Source organism: Citrobacter freundii complex sp. CFNIH4 (genome assembly GCF_002934505.1).
Taxonomy (GTDB): domain Bacteria; phylum Pseudomonadota; class Gammaproteobacteria; order Enterobacterales; family Enterobacteriaceae; genus Citrobacter; species Citrobacter freundii.
Window position 1 is genome coordinate 3,106,382 of sequence record NZ_CP026231.1, and the last position, 15,487, is coordinate 3,121,868.

Consider the following 15,487-nt stretch of genomic DNA (forward strand, 5'->3'; position numbering starts at 1 on the left):
GGATGCGATGACATCCGGGGCAATAACAGTCGTCGCTGCCGTATTTTGTAAGGGATAATCTATGAGAAATGTCGCGCCTGTTGCCTTACTGCTGGCATTAACGCTCTGTACCCTGCGGGTGAATGCCGAAGATGAACCGCAAATTATTACGCCGGAAGGACTGGCCACTAGCCAGATGCTTCCCTCGCTGGACGGCGCGGTTGCCGATCTGCCGCTAAGTGCCGCCGCTCCCGGTAGCCTGACGCTCAACGACGCGGTGAGTCGTGCCGTGAGCTGGCATCCTTCTATTCGTGAATCCATCGGCAAACTGCTCTCGCAAAACGAGCAAATCGACGTGGCGAAGTCAAAATATTACCCGCAGGTTTCTGCCGGAATGAACAACGGTTACAGCAATACCTACACCGACCACGGCTTTAGCCCGGCGCTGGTGATTTCGGTATCGCAAATGCTGTACGACTTCGGCAAAGTGGCAAGCCAGGTCCGCGCCGAGACCGCCGGAGCCGCGCAACAGCAGGCGAATGTGTTACTCAGTATTGATACCATCGCCCACGCCACCGCCAACGCGATAGTCCAGGTGCAGACGTGGCAGCAAATGGTGGATGCCGCCGAAGAGCAGCTCACCGCCTTAAACGGCATTGGTCGACTGACCCGTCAACGCAATGATGAAGGGGCAACCTCGCTGTCAGACGTGGTGCAAACCGATGCGCGTATCGAGTCTGCACGTTCTCAGTTGGCGCAGTATCAGGCCAATCTCGACAGCAGCAAGGCCACATTGATGAGCTTCCTCGGCTGGAACTCGCTTAACGGCATCAGCAATGAATTCCCGGTCAAACTGGACAGCAGCTGTGATGTAGTCAAACCGGACGATAAACTGGTTCCCGCGGTCCTGGCGGCCTGGGCACAAGCGAATGTAGCGCAGGCAAACCTCGACTACGCTAACGCGCAGATGACGCCCACCATCTCTCTGGAGCCGTCGGTTCAGCACTATCTCAACGACAAATACCCCAGCCATGAGGTACTCGACAAAACCCAGTATTCTGCATGGGTAAAAGTTGAAATGCCGCTGTATCAGGGAGGCGGACTCACCGCCAGACGCAACGCCGCCAGCCATGCGGTAGAATCTGCACAATACTCCATCCAGCGCACCCGACTCGAAGTACGGCAGAAATTACTGGAGTCCCGCAGCCAGGCGATGAGCCTCGCCACCGCCCTGCAAATTCTACGTCGCCAACAGCGGCTGAGCGAACAAACGCGCGAGCTTTATCAACAGCAATATCTGGACCTTGGCTCGCGCCCGCTGCTCGACGTGCTTAACGCCGAGCAAGAGGTGTATCAGGCCCGTTTTGCTGAACTCCAGACTCAAAACCAGCTGCGCCAGCTCCAGTTGAACTGTCTCTATAACACCGGCTCGCTTCGCCAGGCGTTCGCCTTAAATAATCGCAGCATTCAATCGGTGGAGATCAAGCTATGAGCGACCTCGATTCACATGCGGATAATGTAATTGGCGAACACGCCCTGAGCCAGTGGGCGCAGGCGATGACGCATATTGCCAATCACTATCGCGTGGCCTGTTCTCCTGGCGCAATCCAGGCCAACGCCCCATGGTTTGCGGGAAAAAGCCGGGCCACGGCCCTGTCGCAACTGGCGCGTCAGGCGGGACTGTCATTTCATGCGCTGAATACCGCCACGCAGGCGTTCGGTCAATGGCACCTGCCAGTGGTGGCGGAACTGCGCGACGGCCAACTGATGGTAATAGAACATTTTAACGGCGAAGATACGTTAGATGTTTTCATCATCGCCGAAGAGGGCCAGCGTAACAGGTTAACGATTGCAGAACTTCTGCCGGAGATCGTGAGCATTACCGCGCTGCGCCCGCTGTCGGCGCTGAAGGACAGTCGGGTAGACCGCTATATTTCGCGCTTCAAGCCCGACTGGATGCGCGAACTGGTGTTAAAGGACATCCGCCCTTACCTGCCGGTCATGATTGCTGCCTTTCTGATTAACGTCCTGTCGCTCGCCGGGATTATCTTTTCCATGCAGGTCTATGACCGGGTGATCCCCGCCCAGTCTTATCCAACGCTGTATGTTCTCTCTACCGGTGTTCTGGTAGCGGTGCTGTTTGGCTTTTTGCTGCGCGAAGCGCGTACCCACATAATGGACCTGCTCGGCAAACGCGCCGATATGCGCATTTCCGATCGCGTGTTTAGCCACGCATTGCGGCTGCGCAACAGCGCCGTCCCCCGCTCGACGGGGAGCTTTATTTCTCAACTGCGCGAGCTGGAACAAGTTCGCGAGATGATCACCTCTTCGACCATGTCGACCATTGTCGATCTGCCGTTTTTCTTTCTGTTTATCGTGGTGCTGGCATTTATCGCCCCGCCGCTGGCGTGGATTGCACCCGTCGCGGCCCTGCTGATGATCCTGCCTGGCTTGCTGTTACAGAAGAAGCTGGCTGTGCTTGCCAACCAGGCTGCCCATGAATCCACCCTGCGTAACGCGGTGCTGGTCGAAAGCGTCCAGGGGCTGGAAGACATCAAGCTGATGCAGGCGGAAAACCGCTTTTTACAGCAGTGGAACAGCTATATCCGTATTACCGGAGAGTCAGGGCTACGCACGCGTAAGCTGACTCAAGGGCTGATTGGCTGGGGCATGTCGGTACAAAGCCTGGTCTACGCCGCCATCATTATGTTCGGCGCGCCAATGGTCATTGAAGGCACGATGACCACCGGCGCCGTGGTGGCGGCTTCAATGCTCGGTTCCAGAATGATTGCCCCGATGGCTAATCTGTGCGGCGTGCTGGCCCGCTGGCAACAGGTTAAGGCGGCGAAAATGGGGTTAGACAGCATCATGCAGCTTCCCACCGAAACGCAGTACGACGAAGACCGGGTGCATCAGGAGATTTTTCACGGCCATTATCAGTTTGAGAACGCACACTTTCGCTACCACAGTGATGATCAGCGCGTTCCACTACGGATCTCGCGCCTGGAGGTCATGCCCGGCGAACGGGTGGCGATCCTCGGGCGTAACGGTGCCGGAAAATCAACGCTGCTACAGGCCATGGCCGGCGGCGTGGAGATTATCCAGGGCGATGTACGGCTCGATAACCTGAGTCTGGCGCAAATTGATATGGCCGATTTACGCCGCAACATCGGTTTTCTCAGCCAGAATGCGCGACTGTTTTTCGGCACCCTACGCGAGAACCTGACCCTCGGTGCGCCGCACGCCAGCGACGCGCAGATCTTCGAAGCGCTGGAGGTCAGCGGCGCGGCTGCTTTCGTTAAACAGCTCGCCAAAGGGCTGGCGCATCCCATTATGGAAGGCGGCAACGGTTTGTCCGGTGGACAACGGCAGTCGATCCTGCTGGCTAGAATGCTGCTGCGATCGCCCAATATCGTGCTGCTCGATGAACCCAGCGCCTCGCTGGATGAACATACCGAGCGGGAATTTATTCAGCGCCTCAACCAGTGGTTGGGTAACCGCACATTGATTGTCGCCACCCATCGCGTACCGGTTCTGGAACTGGTCGAACGCGTGGTGGTGTTGAAAGAAGGTCAACTGGTCATGGATGCCCCGAAAGCGCAGGCGTTGAATGCGAGCCGGGCACCTGCCCCTACTCACGGTCGGGAGTGGAAAAATGAAAACCAATCCGCATGATGCCGCTATGGACGACCTCGATATTCGCCGCGAGCACCGTTTTTCCGGGGCCAGCCGCATTATTCTGCTCAGCACGCTGCTGTTTGCCGCCCTGGGTATCTGGGCATATTTCGGCAAGCTGGATGAAGTCTCAACCGGCAGCGGGAAAGTGATCCCCAGCTCGCGTGAACAAGTCTTGCAATCACTGGATGGCGGTATTCTCGCCGAACTGACGGTCCGCGAGGGAGATAAAGTCCAGGCTAATCAAATTGTTGCTCGCCTCGACCCCACCCGTTCAGAGTCCAACGTTGGGGAGAGCGCCGCCCGTTATCGCGCCTCACTGGCCTCCAGCGCAAGGCTCAATGCCGAAGTTAACGATTTGCCGCTGGTCTTTCCCGATTCACTGCGCGCCTGGCCGGATCTCATCGCCTCCGAAACTCGCCTGTATAAAAGCCGCCGCGCGCAGCTTGCGGATTCAATGGCGGAACTGCAGGATGCGCTGGTCTCGGTAAATAAAGAGCTGGCCATCACCCAACGGCTGGAGAAAAGCGGTGCCGCCAGCCACGTAGAAGTGCTGCGCCTGCAACGCCAAAAAAGCGATTTGGGATTAAAAATTACCGACCTGCGCTCGCAATACTTTGTGCAGGCGCGGGAAGCGCTGTCAAAAGCTAACGCCGAAGTGGATATGCTGGCGGCTATTTTAAAAGGACGCGAGGATTCCGTCACCCGCCTGACCGTACGCGCGCCGATGCGCGGTATTGTGAAAAATATCCAGGTCACCACCATTGGCGGCGTTATCCCGCCCAACGGCGAGATGATGGAGATTGTGCCGCTGGACGATCATCTGCTGATCGAAACCCGCCTGTCGCCGCGTGATATCGCGTTCATCCATCCCGGCCAGCGGGCGCTGGTGAAGATAACCGCCTATGACTACGCCATTTACGGCGGCCTGGAAGGCGTAGTCGAAACCATCTCACCGGACACCATTCAGGATAAAGTGAAACCGGAAATCTTCTATTACCGCGTGTTTATCCGCACCCATCAGGACTTCTTACAGAACAAACTGGGACGCCATTTCTCCATCGTACCGGGCATGATTGCCACAGTGGATATAAAAACAGGTGAAAAAACCATCGTCGACTATTTAATCAAACCGTTTAATCGCGCAAAAGAAGCACTGCGTGAGCGCTAAATCCTTGAGGATTAGGGGTTGCGGGGGCTGGTCACGCGTGTCACAAGTCTGTTATACTTGCTCTAACACATTGGGGCTGATTCTGGATTCGACGGGATTCGCGAAACCCAAGGTGCATGCCGAGGGGCGGTTGGCCTCGTAAAAAGCCGCAAAAAAATAGTCGCAAACGACGAAAACTACGCTTTAGCAGCTTAATAACCTGCTCTGAGCCCTCTCTCCCTAGCTTCCGCTCTTAAGACGGGGATCAAAGAGAGGTCAAACCCAAAAGAGATCGCGTGGAGGCCCTGCCTGGGGTTGAAGCGTTAAATCTAATCAGGCTAGTCTGGTAGTGGCGTGTCTGTCCGCAGGTGCCAGGCGAATGTAAAGACTGACTAAGCATGTAGTACCGAGGATGTAGGAATTTCGGACGCGGGTTCAACTCCCGCCAGCTCCACCACTTTTTAGTTGTTTGAAGTTCAATGAAGTCTACTAAGCCCGCACAGCACAAGCTCTGCGGGCTTTTTTACGTCTATTGTCGTCCAGTGAGAATTGCTGAGAACTACGAGTTATGGCACCCTGAATGGGACCCACTAAGAAGGGTCCAAAAACCGAGGGTCCCAAAATGGCAAAAATCGCTAAGAAGCTCACTGACACTGAAATCAAAAGCACCAAGCCAGCCGACAAAGAAATCAACTTGTTTGACGGAGATGGTTTGATACTACGAATCGCTCCCCTCTCGAAAGGAGGAAAGAAGAATTGGTATTTCAGGTATGCAGTGCCAGTGAGTAAAAAAAGAACCAAAATGAGCCTTGGGACCTATCCTCACCTTACACTGGCAAGAGCCAGAGCCTTACGTGATGAATATCTTTCCTTTCTGGCAAATGGTGTTGATCCACAAATCCATAACAACGATAAGGCGAAGGCATTAAAGAGTGCTACTGAGCACACTCTCCAAGGCGTAGCGCGGAAATGGTTAGATGAGAAGGTAAAGACATCAGGTATCTCACAAGACCATGCAGCAGACATCTGGCGCAGCTTAGAGAGAAATGTCTTTCCTGGTCTGGGTAATGTCCCTATCAATGAGATCCGGCCTAAGCTCTTAAAACAACACCTTGATCCTATTGAGCAACGAGGCGTATTGGAAACTCTACGCCGTATCATTTCACGTCTGAATGTAGTGGTTTACTGAATTTGGCCACCTGAACAGAGGTGATATGCTCACCTCAGAACATTACAGGTGCCTCAATGAAAAAAAGAAATTTCAGCGCAGAGTTTAAACGTGAATCCGCTCAACTGGTCCTTGATCAGAACTACACCGTTGCAGCTGCGGCCAGTGCTATGGATGTGGGTCTTTCTACCATGACGCGATGGGTAAAGCAGTTGCGGGATGAACGACAGGGCAAAATACCTAAAGCCTCCCCTATAACCCCGGAACAGATTGAAATACGTGAGCTGAAGAAAAAGCTACAACGCATTGAAATGGAAAACGACATATTAAAAAAGGCTACCGCGCTCTTGATGTCAGACTCCCTGAACAATTCTCGTTAATCGGGAAACTCAGAGCGCAGTATCCTGTGGTCACACTCTGCCACGTGTTCGGGGTTCATCGCAGTAGCTACAAATACTGGGAGAAAAGCGCCGAAAAGCCAGACGGCTGGCGAGCTGTGTTACGCAGCCAGGTTCGGGAGCTGCATAACATCAGCCATGGCTCTGCTGGCGCAAGAAGTATCGCCATTATGGCAACCCTGAGAGGCTTCAGAATGGGACGCTGGCTTGCTGGCAGGCTCATGAAAGAACTGGGGCTGGTGAGTTGTCAGCAGCCTACCCACCGGTATAAACGTGTTGGTCATGAACACATCGCTATCCCGAATCGCCTTGAGCGACAGTTCGCAGTGACAGAACCTAACCAGGTGTGGTGCGGCGATGTGACGTACATCTGGACAGGCAAGCGTTGGGCTTACCTTGCAGTTGTTCTCGATCTGTTCGCAAGGAAACCAGTGGGCTGGGCAATGTCATTCTCGCCGGATAGCAAGCTGACCATCAGAGCGCTGGAAATGGCGTGGGAAGCTCGCGGTAAACCAGCCGGAGTGATGTTCCACAGTGACCAGGGTAGCCACTATACAAGCAGGCAGTTCCGGCAGTTACTGTGGCGTTGCCAGATCAGGCAGAGTATGAGCCGACGTGGAAACTGTTGGGACAACAGCCCGATGGAACGCTTCTTCCGTAGTCTGAAAAACGAGTGGGTGCCAGTGACAGGTTATATAAACTTTAGCGATGCTGCTCATGCGATCACAGACTATATCGTCGGGTATTACAGCTCGCTAAGGCCGCATGACTATAACGGTGGGTTGCCCCCAAACGAATCGGAAAACCGATACTGGAAAAACTCTAAAGCCGTGGCCAGTTTTAGTTGACCACTACAATCCATAACAGACTTCAACATAGGCTCGTGAGAAGAAATCGCAAAACTTACAGAGGCACCAGGCATATCTGGAAGCCTAAAAAAGTGCATATTTTTCTGATAGTAATGATCGACCATAAACCTTGCTGACAATTCGGTAGCAATTGCCGCATCAGCGCTGCCCTCCTTGACCATGACCATCGCAACACTGCCAGTATCAGCATTAACCCAGGTGGCCTGCGGATAGCGTTGCTTCAGCTCGCTTTCCAGCACATGCCCGGCAGGTAGCGCAATACGAATCGGCTTCTCCAGTAGCGAGTCGGCGGTTTCCTCACGGGAAGTGATCATCACAAATGCCACATTCATCAGAGGATCGCTAAAGGTCGAATTGTGCGGGTTTTGATGAGTGAGCGTGATAGTGGGATACATATCCCACTGTTCGCCGCTTATTTGCTTTGTCTGCTCACTTTTAGAGTTAGCTAAAATGGGTTCAAAATCGAGCCCCGTTTGCAGATGAATAATATTCAGTAAATCGCCAAGAATACCGCGTAATTCACCGCTGCGATCGACCAGCGTATAGGGCGGGTAATCTGGGTTGATTAAAATGCGGATGACATGCTTTTTCTTCAACCACGCTTTTTCCTGAGCGGTGAAAGGTATAGGTGCATTCAGATAGGCCAGGTTGCCGCGGTTCAGCCAGTTCTGCATGACTTGCATATGAATTTCATTACTGATTGACGTAATGAAACCATCAAGAATATTTCTTAATACCGGCTGATCTTCGTTAACGACAAAATAATTATATTGTTCTTGCTTATCAAAGTAGTGCGTAATAACCAGTGATTGTGAGAAGTATCGAGAGATGCAATGGCTGCTGGTGATATTGTTACCAATATAATATTGGTTATCACCATTCACTACCGAGGCCATGGCCTGATACTCGTCGTCATAAAATGAGACTTTAGCCTCAGGAAAGGCCCCCTGGATAACATCGAGAAAAGGGCAATCCCGCACACACGCGACGCTAACCTGATGGTTCGTGGTCAGCGGCAGCATAGTGTTTTTTAGCGATGTTACAAGCGTCGGCCACGTCGTCAGCAATACCGAAGTACGCAACAAATTTCCGCCAACATCCTGGCGTCGGGACAGTTGGGTTATCAGCGTATCAACATCGTTATTGGCGAGCGCGGCCAGCGCCTCTTGCTCATTATCATACTGCTTTATAATGATTTTTAGATTGAGGTTCTTTTGCATTAACGCGAGGTAATCTGCGTTAACTCCCCGATAATATTCGCCGCTATTTTGATAAACAATGGGGGAGACTTCAGGTAACCAGGTACCAACAACCAAGGTTTTTTTATGCGCTAACCAGTTTGTTTCTTCCCTGTTCAAGCTGATATTTTGTACTGAAGTATTATAGTTACTTTTTAGCTCAACTTGCCGAGCTGAGCTTACACCCGTAGACAACCCGATGGTAAATATGACCATCAAAAAAATAAACAAGCGTTCCAGCATTACTCTATCCTATTTTATTTCTCTGCGCATAATCATAGATTTCCATTAATGATGAACAATCTAATTTTTCCATCAACCGGCGTTTATAGGTACTCACCGTTTTATTACTGATATTCATTTTGCTGGCAATTGAGCTGTAATCCATGCCATTAAGGATATAACGCAATACTCTCATTTCCTGATTCGACAACGTATCAAGCTTATCCTGCTCGCTGACGGATGAACCAGTAAAATGCTCAAGGGAAAAGGGAAAATAGCTATAGCCATTTTTTGCTGCTTCGATTGCGGCAAGAATATTATTCATACCTTCTTTTTTACTCACAAATCCGTTGGCACCGTATTCGGCGCTACGTTTGCCGTAAAAAAATTCATTTTTGGCTGAAATGATAATGATTACACCAGCATAGTGCCGCTTTCTCAGTTGCTCCAGCACTTCGATGCCACTGATACCGGGAATATCTACATCGATAATCAACAGCTCCGGCTTAGTTTTTTCAACGGTTTGAACCACTTGATCTCCGCTGTCGAGTTCGGTGGTCACAGCGATACCATTAGTATCGAGTAAGTTGCGGATGGCAATGCGTGCCAATGGGTGATCGTCAACGATTATCGCGTTCATTGCGTATAAGAATCCCGATAAATAAAGAGAGGCGATGGCTATAGAGCAGGCGAGCCTTCAACATTATAATTTCTGAAAATAAGGCTTTATCAGGTAAATCCTAACATAATCACGCATATATTTTATTCATTTTTTATAAAAATGCAGAACAAAGTATAAACGCAACACTGTAATTTACAAATTTTAAACCTTGAGCCTATCTAAATATCAAACCATTAACACAACATAAAAGGAATATTCCTACACGCGTAGGACAAATCTCTCATTTATTATGATTTATTCTTAATGATTTGGGACATATAACCGGCATATAGTTCATCAGAACTGCGAGGGGGGATATGTGAATAGCTATCTAAAAATAAATTTCATACCAGGTCAAATATGGAGAACAAGAGTACAAACCTGCTGAATTTAGAGAGAAACTCCCCGCAGCTCTGGAGCAGCAGTGCCACAGGGAGGCAGCGATAAATCAGGCTTTACTGGGCAATGCCCCTACTGCATGCGAGCTTTTGACTGTCAGTGTAACGACAGCTGAGCACAACAGTGCGGCAATCATAAAGATAAAGGCGCTGTTATAGCTTCCGCCGCTGCTTTGGATCAACCAGCCGATGATGGGCGCTGATACAACCCCTGCCATCTGGCCGCCAAAGTTAACAATACCGGATGCCCGCCCCATGATGTTGCTGGGAATGGTATCCATCAAAATACCCCAGAACGTTGCCATAGCGAAGAACATGAACAAGGCTGAAATACACTGATAAACCACCGCCATATCTGCACTGCTCACGCTGAAGGTCAGATACAGGAAACCCGCGGCAATAACAGAGGTTACGACATACAGCGTTTTACGCTGGGGTTTGAATTTATCTGAGCAATAACCGCCTAATAATGTTCCACCGGCCCCGAACAGGAAGGGAATGGCCGCCATGACACCGGTCTTTGCCAGAGAAAACTCTCGTACGGTAATCAGGTAGCTTGGCAGCCAGGTTGAAAAACCCCAGAAGGTGATATCAAACAAAAACCAGATACTGGCCATTTGCCAGAGCACCGGCATTTTGAGTACGTCTTTAAACGCGATAGCACTGGTGTTTTGCAGGCTCCCCTGGTCGTCAGCAGCCAGCTCCGCCAGGTCTTGTTGCGTAATGGCAGGGTGATCTTTCGGGTTGTCACGCGTAAATAAGTAGATACCTGCGGCGATAAACAGACCGGGAATACCCAGCACGATAAAAACCATGTGCCAGCCAAATGCCCCGATGATGCTTGCCGCCACGACTACCGCCAGCGCTGGGCCTAAGGTGTTTACCGTTGACTGAATCGCCGTGGCGCGGCCACGTTCTTTCGACGGGAAATAGGTTGATATCATCTTCCATGAGGCCGACGGAAAACATCCCTCACCGATACCAAAGAAGAAACGTACTGCTAACATCAGCGGCAGCGTCAGCACAGCGCCGGTTAAGCTGGTGAACACAGACCACCATGCAATACCAATGGCCATGATTTTTCGCGAGCCAAACTTATCCGCCAGTAATCCACCGGGAATTTGAAACGCGGCATAACCAATAAAAAAGGCGCTAATAATTAAACCTTGTTGAGTCGTATCAAGATTTAAATCTTTGCCAATATAAGGGAGTGAAACGCTCATCACCATTCTGTCGAGAAAAGAGAGCAGCCACGCCAGCCAGATCAGTGTCAGGACGGTATATCTTGCTTTCCAGGTCTTGGGTTTACCTGAAGGTAAAGACGTTTGTAGGTTCATTGTGATGTCCTTAGGGTGTAGTGATCTACCGCGGCCATAAATAGTCGCGATAGATCCATGCGTGTTTAGCGTTATTTATTAATATTGTTTTCTAATAACCGTACCGCTACAGGCATAACTTTCCGTGCCATTGATTAAGGCAATGCGCCCATTAACCATGACAATTTCAATCCCTTCCGGGTACTGATTGGGTTCAACAAAAGTGCCTTTATCCGCAATTGTGTTCGGATCGAACATCACGATATCCGCTGCATAACCGACCTTCAGCAGTCCGCGATCCTGCAAACCCAATACTTCAGCAGGTTTCCCCGTCATCTTGCGGATTGCCGCTTCCCAGCTCAGACATCCCTCTTCACGAACATATTTACCGAGCACGCGAGGGAATGCGCCAAACACGCGCGGGTGCGGTTTGCCAGCCCCCATCAAGCCATCGGTACAGACGTTTTGTTCAGGTCGACAGAGAAACTTAATCACGTGCTCTTCGGTACCGTAGAAGTCGACCATCCCCACGGCGTTTTCCTCTTCAAAGAGCAGATCGAAGGTGGCGTTGTACGGATCTTTTCCACGCAGCTCGCCCAACTGGACGAGGTTCAAACCGACAGCATCCTGATTTTTTGCCGTTTTCACGCTGGTGACAAAAATCTGGTCCAAACCGGCAAAATCGATAAAGTTATCCCAGCCAGGAATACCCTGCTGAATATCGTCAATCATTTTGGCGCGCAGTTCGGACGAGGCGAGACGCTCAAGTAATTTGTCCGTACCGCCGGAGTGAACCCAGGGCGGCAGGATCACGCCGAGCATCGTGCTGCCCGCCACATACGGATACTGGTCGAAAGAGATACGAATCCCCTCTTTCTGCGCCTGTTCCAGCATGCCCAGCATTTGGTCGATCAGCCCCCAGTTTTTCTTGCCGCAAACCTTCATATGCGAAATATGCAGCCAGACGCCGGTAGCTGTGGCTATATCAATCAGTTCCTGGGTTGAGTTGATAATATCGTCAGCTTCACTGCGCTGATGCACCACAAAAATCCCGTCATATTTCGCCGTGACCTTACACAGTTCAATCATTTCGGCAGTATCACCAAAGGCGCAAGGCATATAGATAAGACCAGTGGAAAGTCCAAATGCCCCGGCTTTTAACTCCCGCTCAAGGACCTCACACATCTTCGCCACGTCTTCACGGGTCGAAGGACGCCCATCCAGGCCCATCGCTTCCATGCGCACGTTGCCATGAGGAACTAAATACGCGAGGTTTGTCGCCGGATGACGCGATGCCAGCAGATTGAGATAACCGTCTGTATTTTTATATTTCCAGTCAATTTTGTCGGTGTCACCGTCCAGTCCGGCGATATTTTTACGCCAGGCTGGAATATATTCTTCTGGTAGCGGCGCTAAGGCGACGCCATCCTGGCCCAACAGTTCGGTGGTGATACCCTGACGAATTTTTGCCGACAGCGCGGGGTTAATAATGGCTGACAGGTCAGAGTGCGTATGGGTATCAATAAAGCCAGGGCAAATTATTTTTCCGGTTGCATCAATAACCTGCTCATTGACGCCAACCTCAATTTGGCCGATTGCGACAATACGTCCTTCATCAACCATCACATCGGCAATTCTGCCTTCACTGCCCGTCCCATCGATTACATTTCCGTTTTTGAAAATGGTTTTCATCGTTATTCTCCATGGCGGTGCTGCTGAGCTACACCGCCTGTAAGGTAAGAGGTGGTTATCTTTATTTTTATTGGCGATAGAGTGTCTGGATAATGCTGTAATAGCCGCTGGCCGAGCCGGTTAATTGCTCGATCTCGATATACTCATCAATGGTGTGTGCCAGGTTTTCTCGTGAAGGACCGAAGCCGATGGTTTTGATTCCCGCTTCGCCCGCATAGTGGCTGCCGTTGGTACAAAATGAGTACTGCGTAATGGTTGGATTAAAGCCAGCCTCGCGAACGCCCGCCAACGCTGCCTGCACGAATTCGTCGGACTCGTCGAACACCCAGCCTGGGAAAAAACGCTCTCCCTCAATCGTGGCGCCGGTATAGCAAGACTCCTGACCCACCGCGTAGGACACTCGGGCCTTAAACTGCGGATCCTGAGCAATAAGTTCCGCAAGCGCATTTTCCAGCGGAGCAATCGCGCTTTCTTTGGTTTCACCCACCAGCAAACGGCGATCGTAGGTTGCGCGACAGTAATCCGGTACCACCGAGGCCCCCGGGTACGGCGAAGATTTAATGTCGGTCAGTTCCAGAATGCCTGGCCCCAGAACCGGATGCGTTGGCGGCGTGATCGTGCGAATTTTGTCGATCAATTGCGCCATTTTGTACACCGCGTTAATCCCCGCCTGCGGGTTAGCGGAGTGCGCGGGTTTACCAAAGGTTTCGACCACAATTTCAGCGCGGCCACGTTGACCAATTTTCAGGTTTAACTCGGAAGCTTCACCGATGATCACGTAGTCTGGCTTATAGCGCTCGCTGACCAGGCGAGCGGCAATACCTTCAAAACACTCTTCATGCACGATGCACGCAACGTAGATTTTCCCGGCAAAATTTCGCTGATTGTCCTGACCGAAAAAGCCCACGGCGGAGATCATCGCCGCCACGGCACCTTTCATGTCAGTTGTGCCGCGACCATAAATTTTGCCATCTTCAATATCGCCGCCGTATGGGTTGCGGGACCACTTCTCTTCGTTCACCGGCACGGTATCGATATGACCATCGAGAACCAACGTTTTCCCTGGCTGGTTGCCGACAATACCGCCAACAATGTTGCCGTACTTATCAACGTGGATGTCATCGAATTGGTAATGCTGCATCATTGTTTTTATGGCATTAACCACTTCCCCTTCCTGACCGGAATAACTTTTTTGTTGGATCAGCGCCTGACAGTTTTTAATGACTTCTTCAATGCGGTTTGCAGATAACATGGGTTTCTCCGTTATATCTCTTAATCAGGGAATTATTTGTTGATGCCCGGGTACTGTCCGCCCCAGACAATATCCAGATATTGTTGCGGGTCGGTATCCCCTTCGGTGCTGACTAACAGCACACGAGAGTGCGCATCCAGCCCCAGTTGCTCACGCGTTTGCGCCAGTTCAGGTGAGGTCATCAACAGTGCCAGCAGACCGGTAGTAACCGCACCTGACTCACCCGAAATAATCTGTGGATCGCCTGCCAGCGGGTTGCCCAACATGCGCATGCCTAACGCTGCAACTTCATCAGGGCAGGAAGCAAATGCGTTGGCATAGTCGCGCAGCAGTTTCCAGCCGATACTGTTCGCCTCACCGCAGGCGAGACCGGCCATCACGGTTTGTAAATCACCGCCCACCGCAATGGCATCCCCCTCTTTCGAACGGGCTGAGCGGTAGAGGCAATCGGCAATTAACGCTTCGGCGACGATTACTTTCGGGCGATTCTCCCCCCAGGCTGCCGTCACCATTCCCTGAACCATGCCGGCAAACGAGCCGACGCCTGCCTGCACAAAAATGTGAGTCGGCGCAACCTGATGCAGCTGATCTATCGCCTCCAGCATCAGCGTGCCGTAGCCCTGCATAATCCACTGCGGGATCTTTTCGTATCCTTCCCAGGCGGTATCCTGCACGACAATCCAGCCATACTTTTCGGCCTGCTCCGCGGTCATACGAACCGCATCGTCATAGTTCATATCGACGATCTCAGCGGTAGCACCTTCGTTACGGATAGAAGTCAGACGTTGCTGCGAAGAGCCCTTCGGCATATAAACCACGGCGTTTTGCTTCAGTTGGCGCGCCATCCATGCCACGCCGCGACCGTGGTTGCCATCAGTGGTGGTAGCAAACGTGACAGTTTGCAGATCGTGGCGTACCTCTTCGCTGGTCATCACCTCAAACGGCAGTTCACTGATATCCTTACCAACCAATTCAGCGATATGGCACGCCATCGCATAGGAGCCACCCAGCGCTTTGAAGGCTTTCAGGCCAAAACGCTGAGATTCATCTTTGAGGTAGATATTTTTTACGCCCAGTTTTTGTGCAAGCGCCGGTAGCGTATACAGCGGCGTCGGCGCGTAGCCCGGAATAGACCGATGAAAATTCAACGCTTTTACCAGTTCCTGGCGGCTAAACGGTGCCAGCGGCGCGTTCGGATGTTCGGTAAACGGTGTCTGGTTGATAAAAAATGATAAGTTTTCCTGCATCATAAAACCTCATTGTCCTGGTATTTCATTCCCTGTAATCGGTGCAATACAGAGATATTTCCGTTATCGGTATTGGCAATAGAGCAAAATACTTACCAGCTTTTTATGAATTGAGTAAATTCTTATAAATATTTTAATAAAGGCTTTAATTTCAATAAATTAAATGAAATTTGAAATTGACAACCGAAAATATCAATGCCTCAGTTTATCGCCTCGTTTTGA

At 51.1% G+C, this 15,487-nt stretch carries 11 protein-coding genes and 1 other RNA gene; 6 read left to right on the forward strand and 6 right to left on the reverse strand.

The window, feature by feature from the left end:
* Window positions 1–61 precede the first annotated feature (61 nt).
* The 6 genes from C2U41_RS15895 to C2U41_RS15920 all read left to right on the forward strand — a co-directional run bounded on the left by C2U41_RS15895 (window position 62) and on the right by C2U41_RS15920 (window position 7,218).
* Entirely contained in the window at window positions 62–1,471 is a 1,410-nt protein-coding gene (locus tag C2U41_RS15895; RefSeq protein WP_003845860.1) for a TolC family outer membrane protein, read from the forward strand.
* Window positions 1,468–3,654, forward strand: coding sequence for a type I secretion system permease/ATPase (locus C2U41_RS15900; RefSeq protein ID WP_060855078.1), 2,187 nt, complete (start codon window positions 1,468–1,470; stop codon window positions 3,652–3,654). Before C2U41_RS15895 ends, C2U41_RS15900 begins: the two co-directional genes overlap by 4 nt.
* Window positions 3,655–3,661: 7 nt before the next feature.
* The gene (locus tag C2U41_RS15905) at window positions 3,662–4,825 is read left to right on the forward strand and encodes an HlyD family efflux transporter periplasmic adaptor subunit (RefSeq protein ID WP_103849174.1); all 1,164 of its coding nucleotides are present in this window, start codon (window positions 3,662–3,664) and stop codon (window positions 4,823–4,825) included.
* Between the two features lie 72 nt (window positions 4,826–4,897).
* Window positions 4,898–5,261: a transfer-messenger RNA gene (gene ssrA, locus C2U41_RS15910) on the forward strand.
* A 165-nt stretch (window positions 5,262–5,426) separates the two neighbouring features.
* The gene (locus tag C2U41_RS15915) at window positions 5,427–5,993 is read left to right on the forward strand and encodes an integrase arm-type DNA-binding domain-containing protein (RefSeq protein ID WP_181013982.1); all 567 of its coding nucleotides are present in this window, start codon (window positions 5,427–5,429) and stop codon (window positions 5,991–5,993) included.
* Between the two features lie 56 nt (window positions 5,994–6,049).
* Window positions 6,050–7,218 (forward strand): IS3 family transposase gene (locus tag C2U41_RS15920; RefSeq protein ID WP_100216202.1). Its coding sequence is split into 2 segments (ribosomal slippage): window positions 6,050–6,299 and window positions 6,299–7,218, totalling 1,170 coding nucleotides; the frame shifts between segments, so codons are not numbered across the junction.
* Here the strand turns inward: C2U41_RS15920 and C2U41_RS15925 are convergent.
* The 6 genes from C2U41_RS15925 to dpaL form a co-directional block, all read right to left on the reverse strand.
* Window positions 7,140–8,720: a transporter substrate-binding domain-containing protein gene (locus C2U41_RS15925; protein ID WP_233901269.1), complete on the reverse strand. Its 1,581-nt coding sequence runs from the start codon at window positions 8,718–8,720 to the stop codon at window positions 7,140–7,142. The genes C2U41_RS15920 and C2U41_RS15925 overlap by 79 nt on opposite strands.
* Before the next feature lie 4 nt (window positions 8,721–8,724).
* Window positions 8,725–9,339: an acid-sensing system DNA-binding response regulator EvgA gene (gene evgA / locus C2U41_RS15930; protein ID WP_103849206.1), complete on the reverse strand. Its 615-nt coding sequence runs from the start codon at window positions 9,337–9,339 to the stop codon at window positions 8,725–8,727.
* A gap of 469 nt (window positions 9,340–9,808) precedes the next feature.
* Window positions 9,809–11,095 (reverse strand): MFS transporter, encoded by a 1,287-nt coding sequence (locus C2U41_RS15935; RefSeq protein ID WP_003839760.1) that lies wholly within the window; start codon window positions 11,093–11,095, stop codon window positions 9,809–9,811.
* A 78-nt stretch (window positions 11,096–11,173) separates the two neighbouring features.
* The gene (locus tag C2U41_RS15940; RefSeq protein ID WP_103849205.1) at window positions 11,174–12,766 is read right to left on the reverse strand and encodes an N-acyl-D-amino-acid deacylase family protein; all 1,593 of its coding nucleotides are present in this window, start codon (window positions 12,764–12,766) and stop codon (window positions 11,174–11,176) included.
* Window positions 12,767–12,833: 67 nt separating this feature from the next.
* Window positions 12,834–14,018 carry a YgeY family selenium metabolism-linked hydrolase gene (locus C2U41_RS15945; RefSeq protein WP_103849204.1) on the reverse strand — a complete coding sequence of 395 codons (1,185 nt, stop codon included), beginning with the start codon at window positions 14,016–14,018 and terminating at the stop codon, window positions 12,834–12,836.
* Window positions 14,019–14,050: 32 nt separating this feature from the next.
* Window positions 14,051–15,265, reverse strand: a complete 1,215-nt coding sequence (gene dpaL / locus C2U41_RS15950; protein WP_044699678.1) for a diaminopropionate ammonia-lyase — start codon at window positions 15,263–15,265, stop codon at window positions 14,051–14,053.
* Window positions 15,266–15,487 lie beyond the last annotated feature (222 nt).

Coding starts and splice junctions, on each gene's coding strand:
- C2U41_RS15895 (WP_003845860.1), top strand. CDS start 62: ATGAGAAATGTCGCGCCTGTTGCCTTACTGCTGGCATTAACGCTCTGT.
- C2U41_RS15900 (WP_060855078.1), top strand. CDS start 1,468: ATGAGCGACCTCGATTCACATGCGGATAATGTAATTGGCGAACACGCC.
- C2U41_RS15905 (WP_103849174.1), top strand. CDS start 3,662: ATGGACGACCTCGATATTCGCCGCGAGCACCGTTTTTCCGGGGCCAGC.
- C2U41_RS15915 (WP_181013982.1), top strand. CDS start 5,427: ATGGCAAAAATCGCTAAGAAGCTCACTGACACTGAAATCAAAAGCACC.
- C2U41_RS15925 (WP_233901269.1), bottom strand. CDS start 8,720: ATGCTGGAACGCTTGTTTATTTTTTTGATGGTCATATTTACCATCGGG.
- evgA (WP_103849206.1), bottom strand. CDS start 9,339: ATGAACGCGATAATCGTTGACGATCACCCATTGGCACGCATTGCCATC.
- C2U41_RS15935 (WP_003839760.1), bottom strand. CDS start 11,095: ATGAACCTACAAACGTCTTTACCTTCAGGTAAACCCAAGACCTGGAAA.
- C2U41_RS15940 (WP_103849205.1), bottom strand. CDS start 12,766: ATGAAAACCATTTTCAAAAACGGAAATGTAATCGATGGGACGGGCAGT.
- C2U41_RS15945 (WP_103849204.1), bottom strand. CDS start 14,018: ATGTTATCTGCAAACCGCATTGAAGAAGTCATTAAAAACTGTCAGGCG.
- dpaL (WP_044699678.1), bottom strand. CDS start 15,265: ATGCAGGAAAACTTATCATTTTTTATCAACCAGACACCGTTTACCGAA.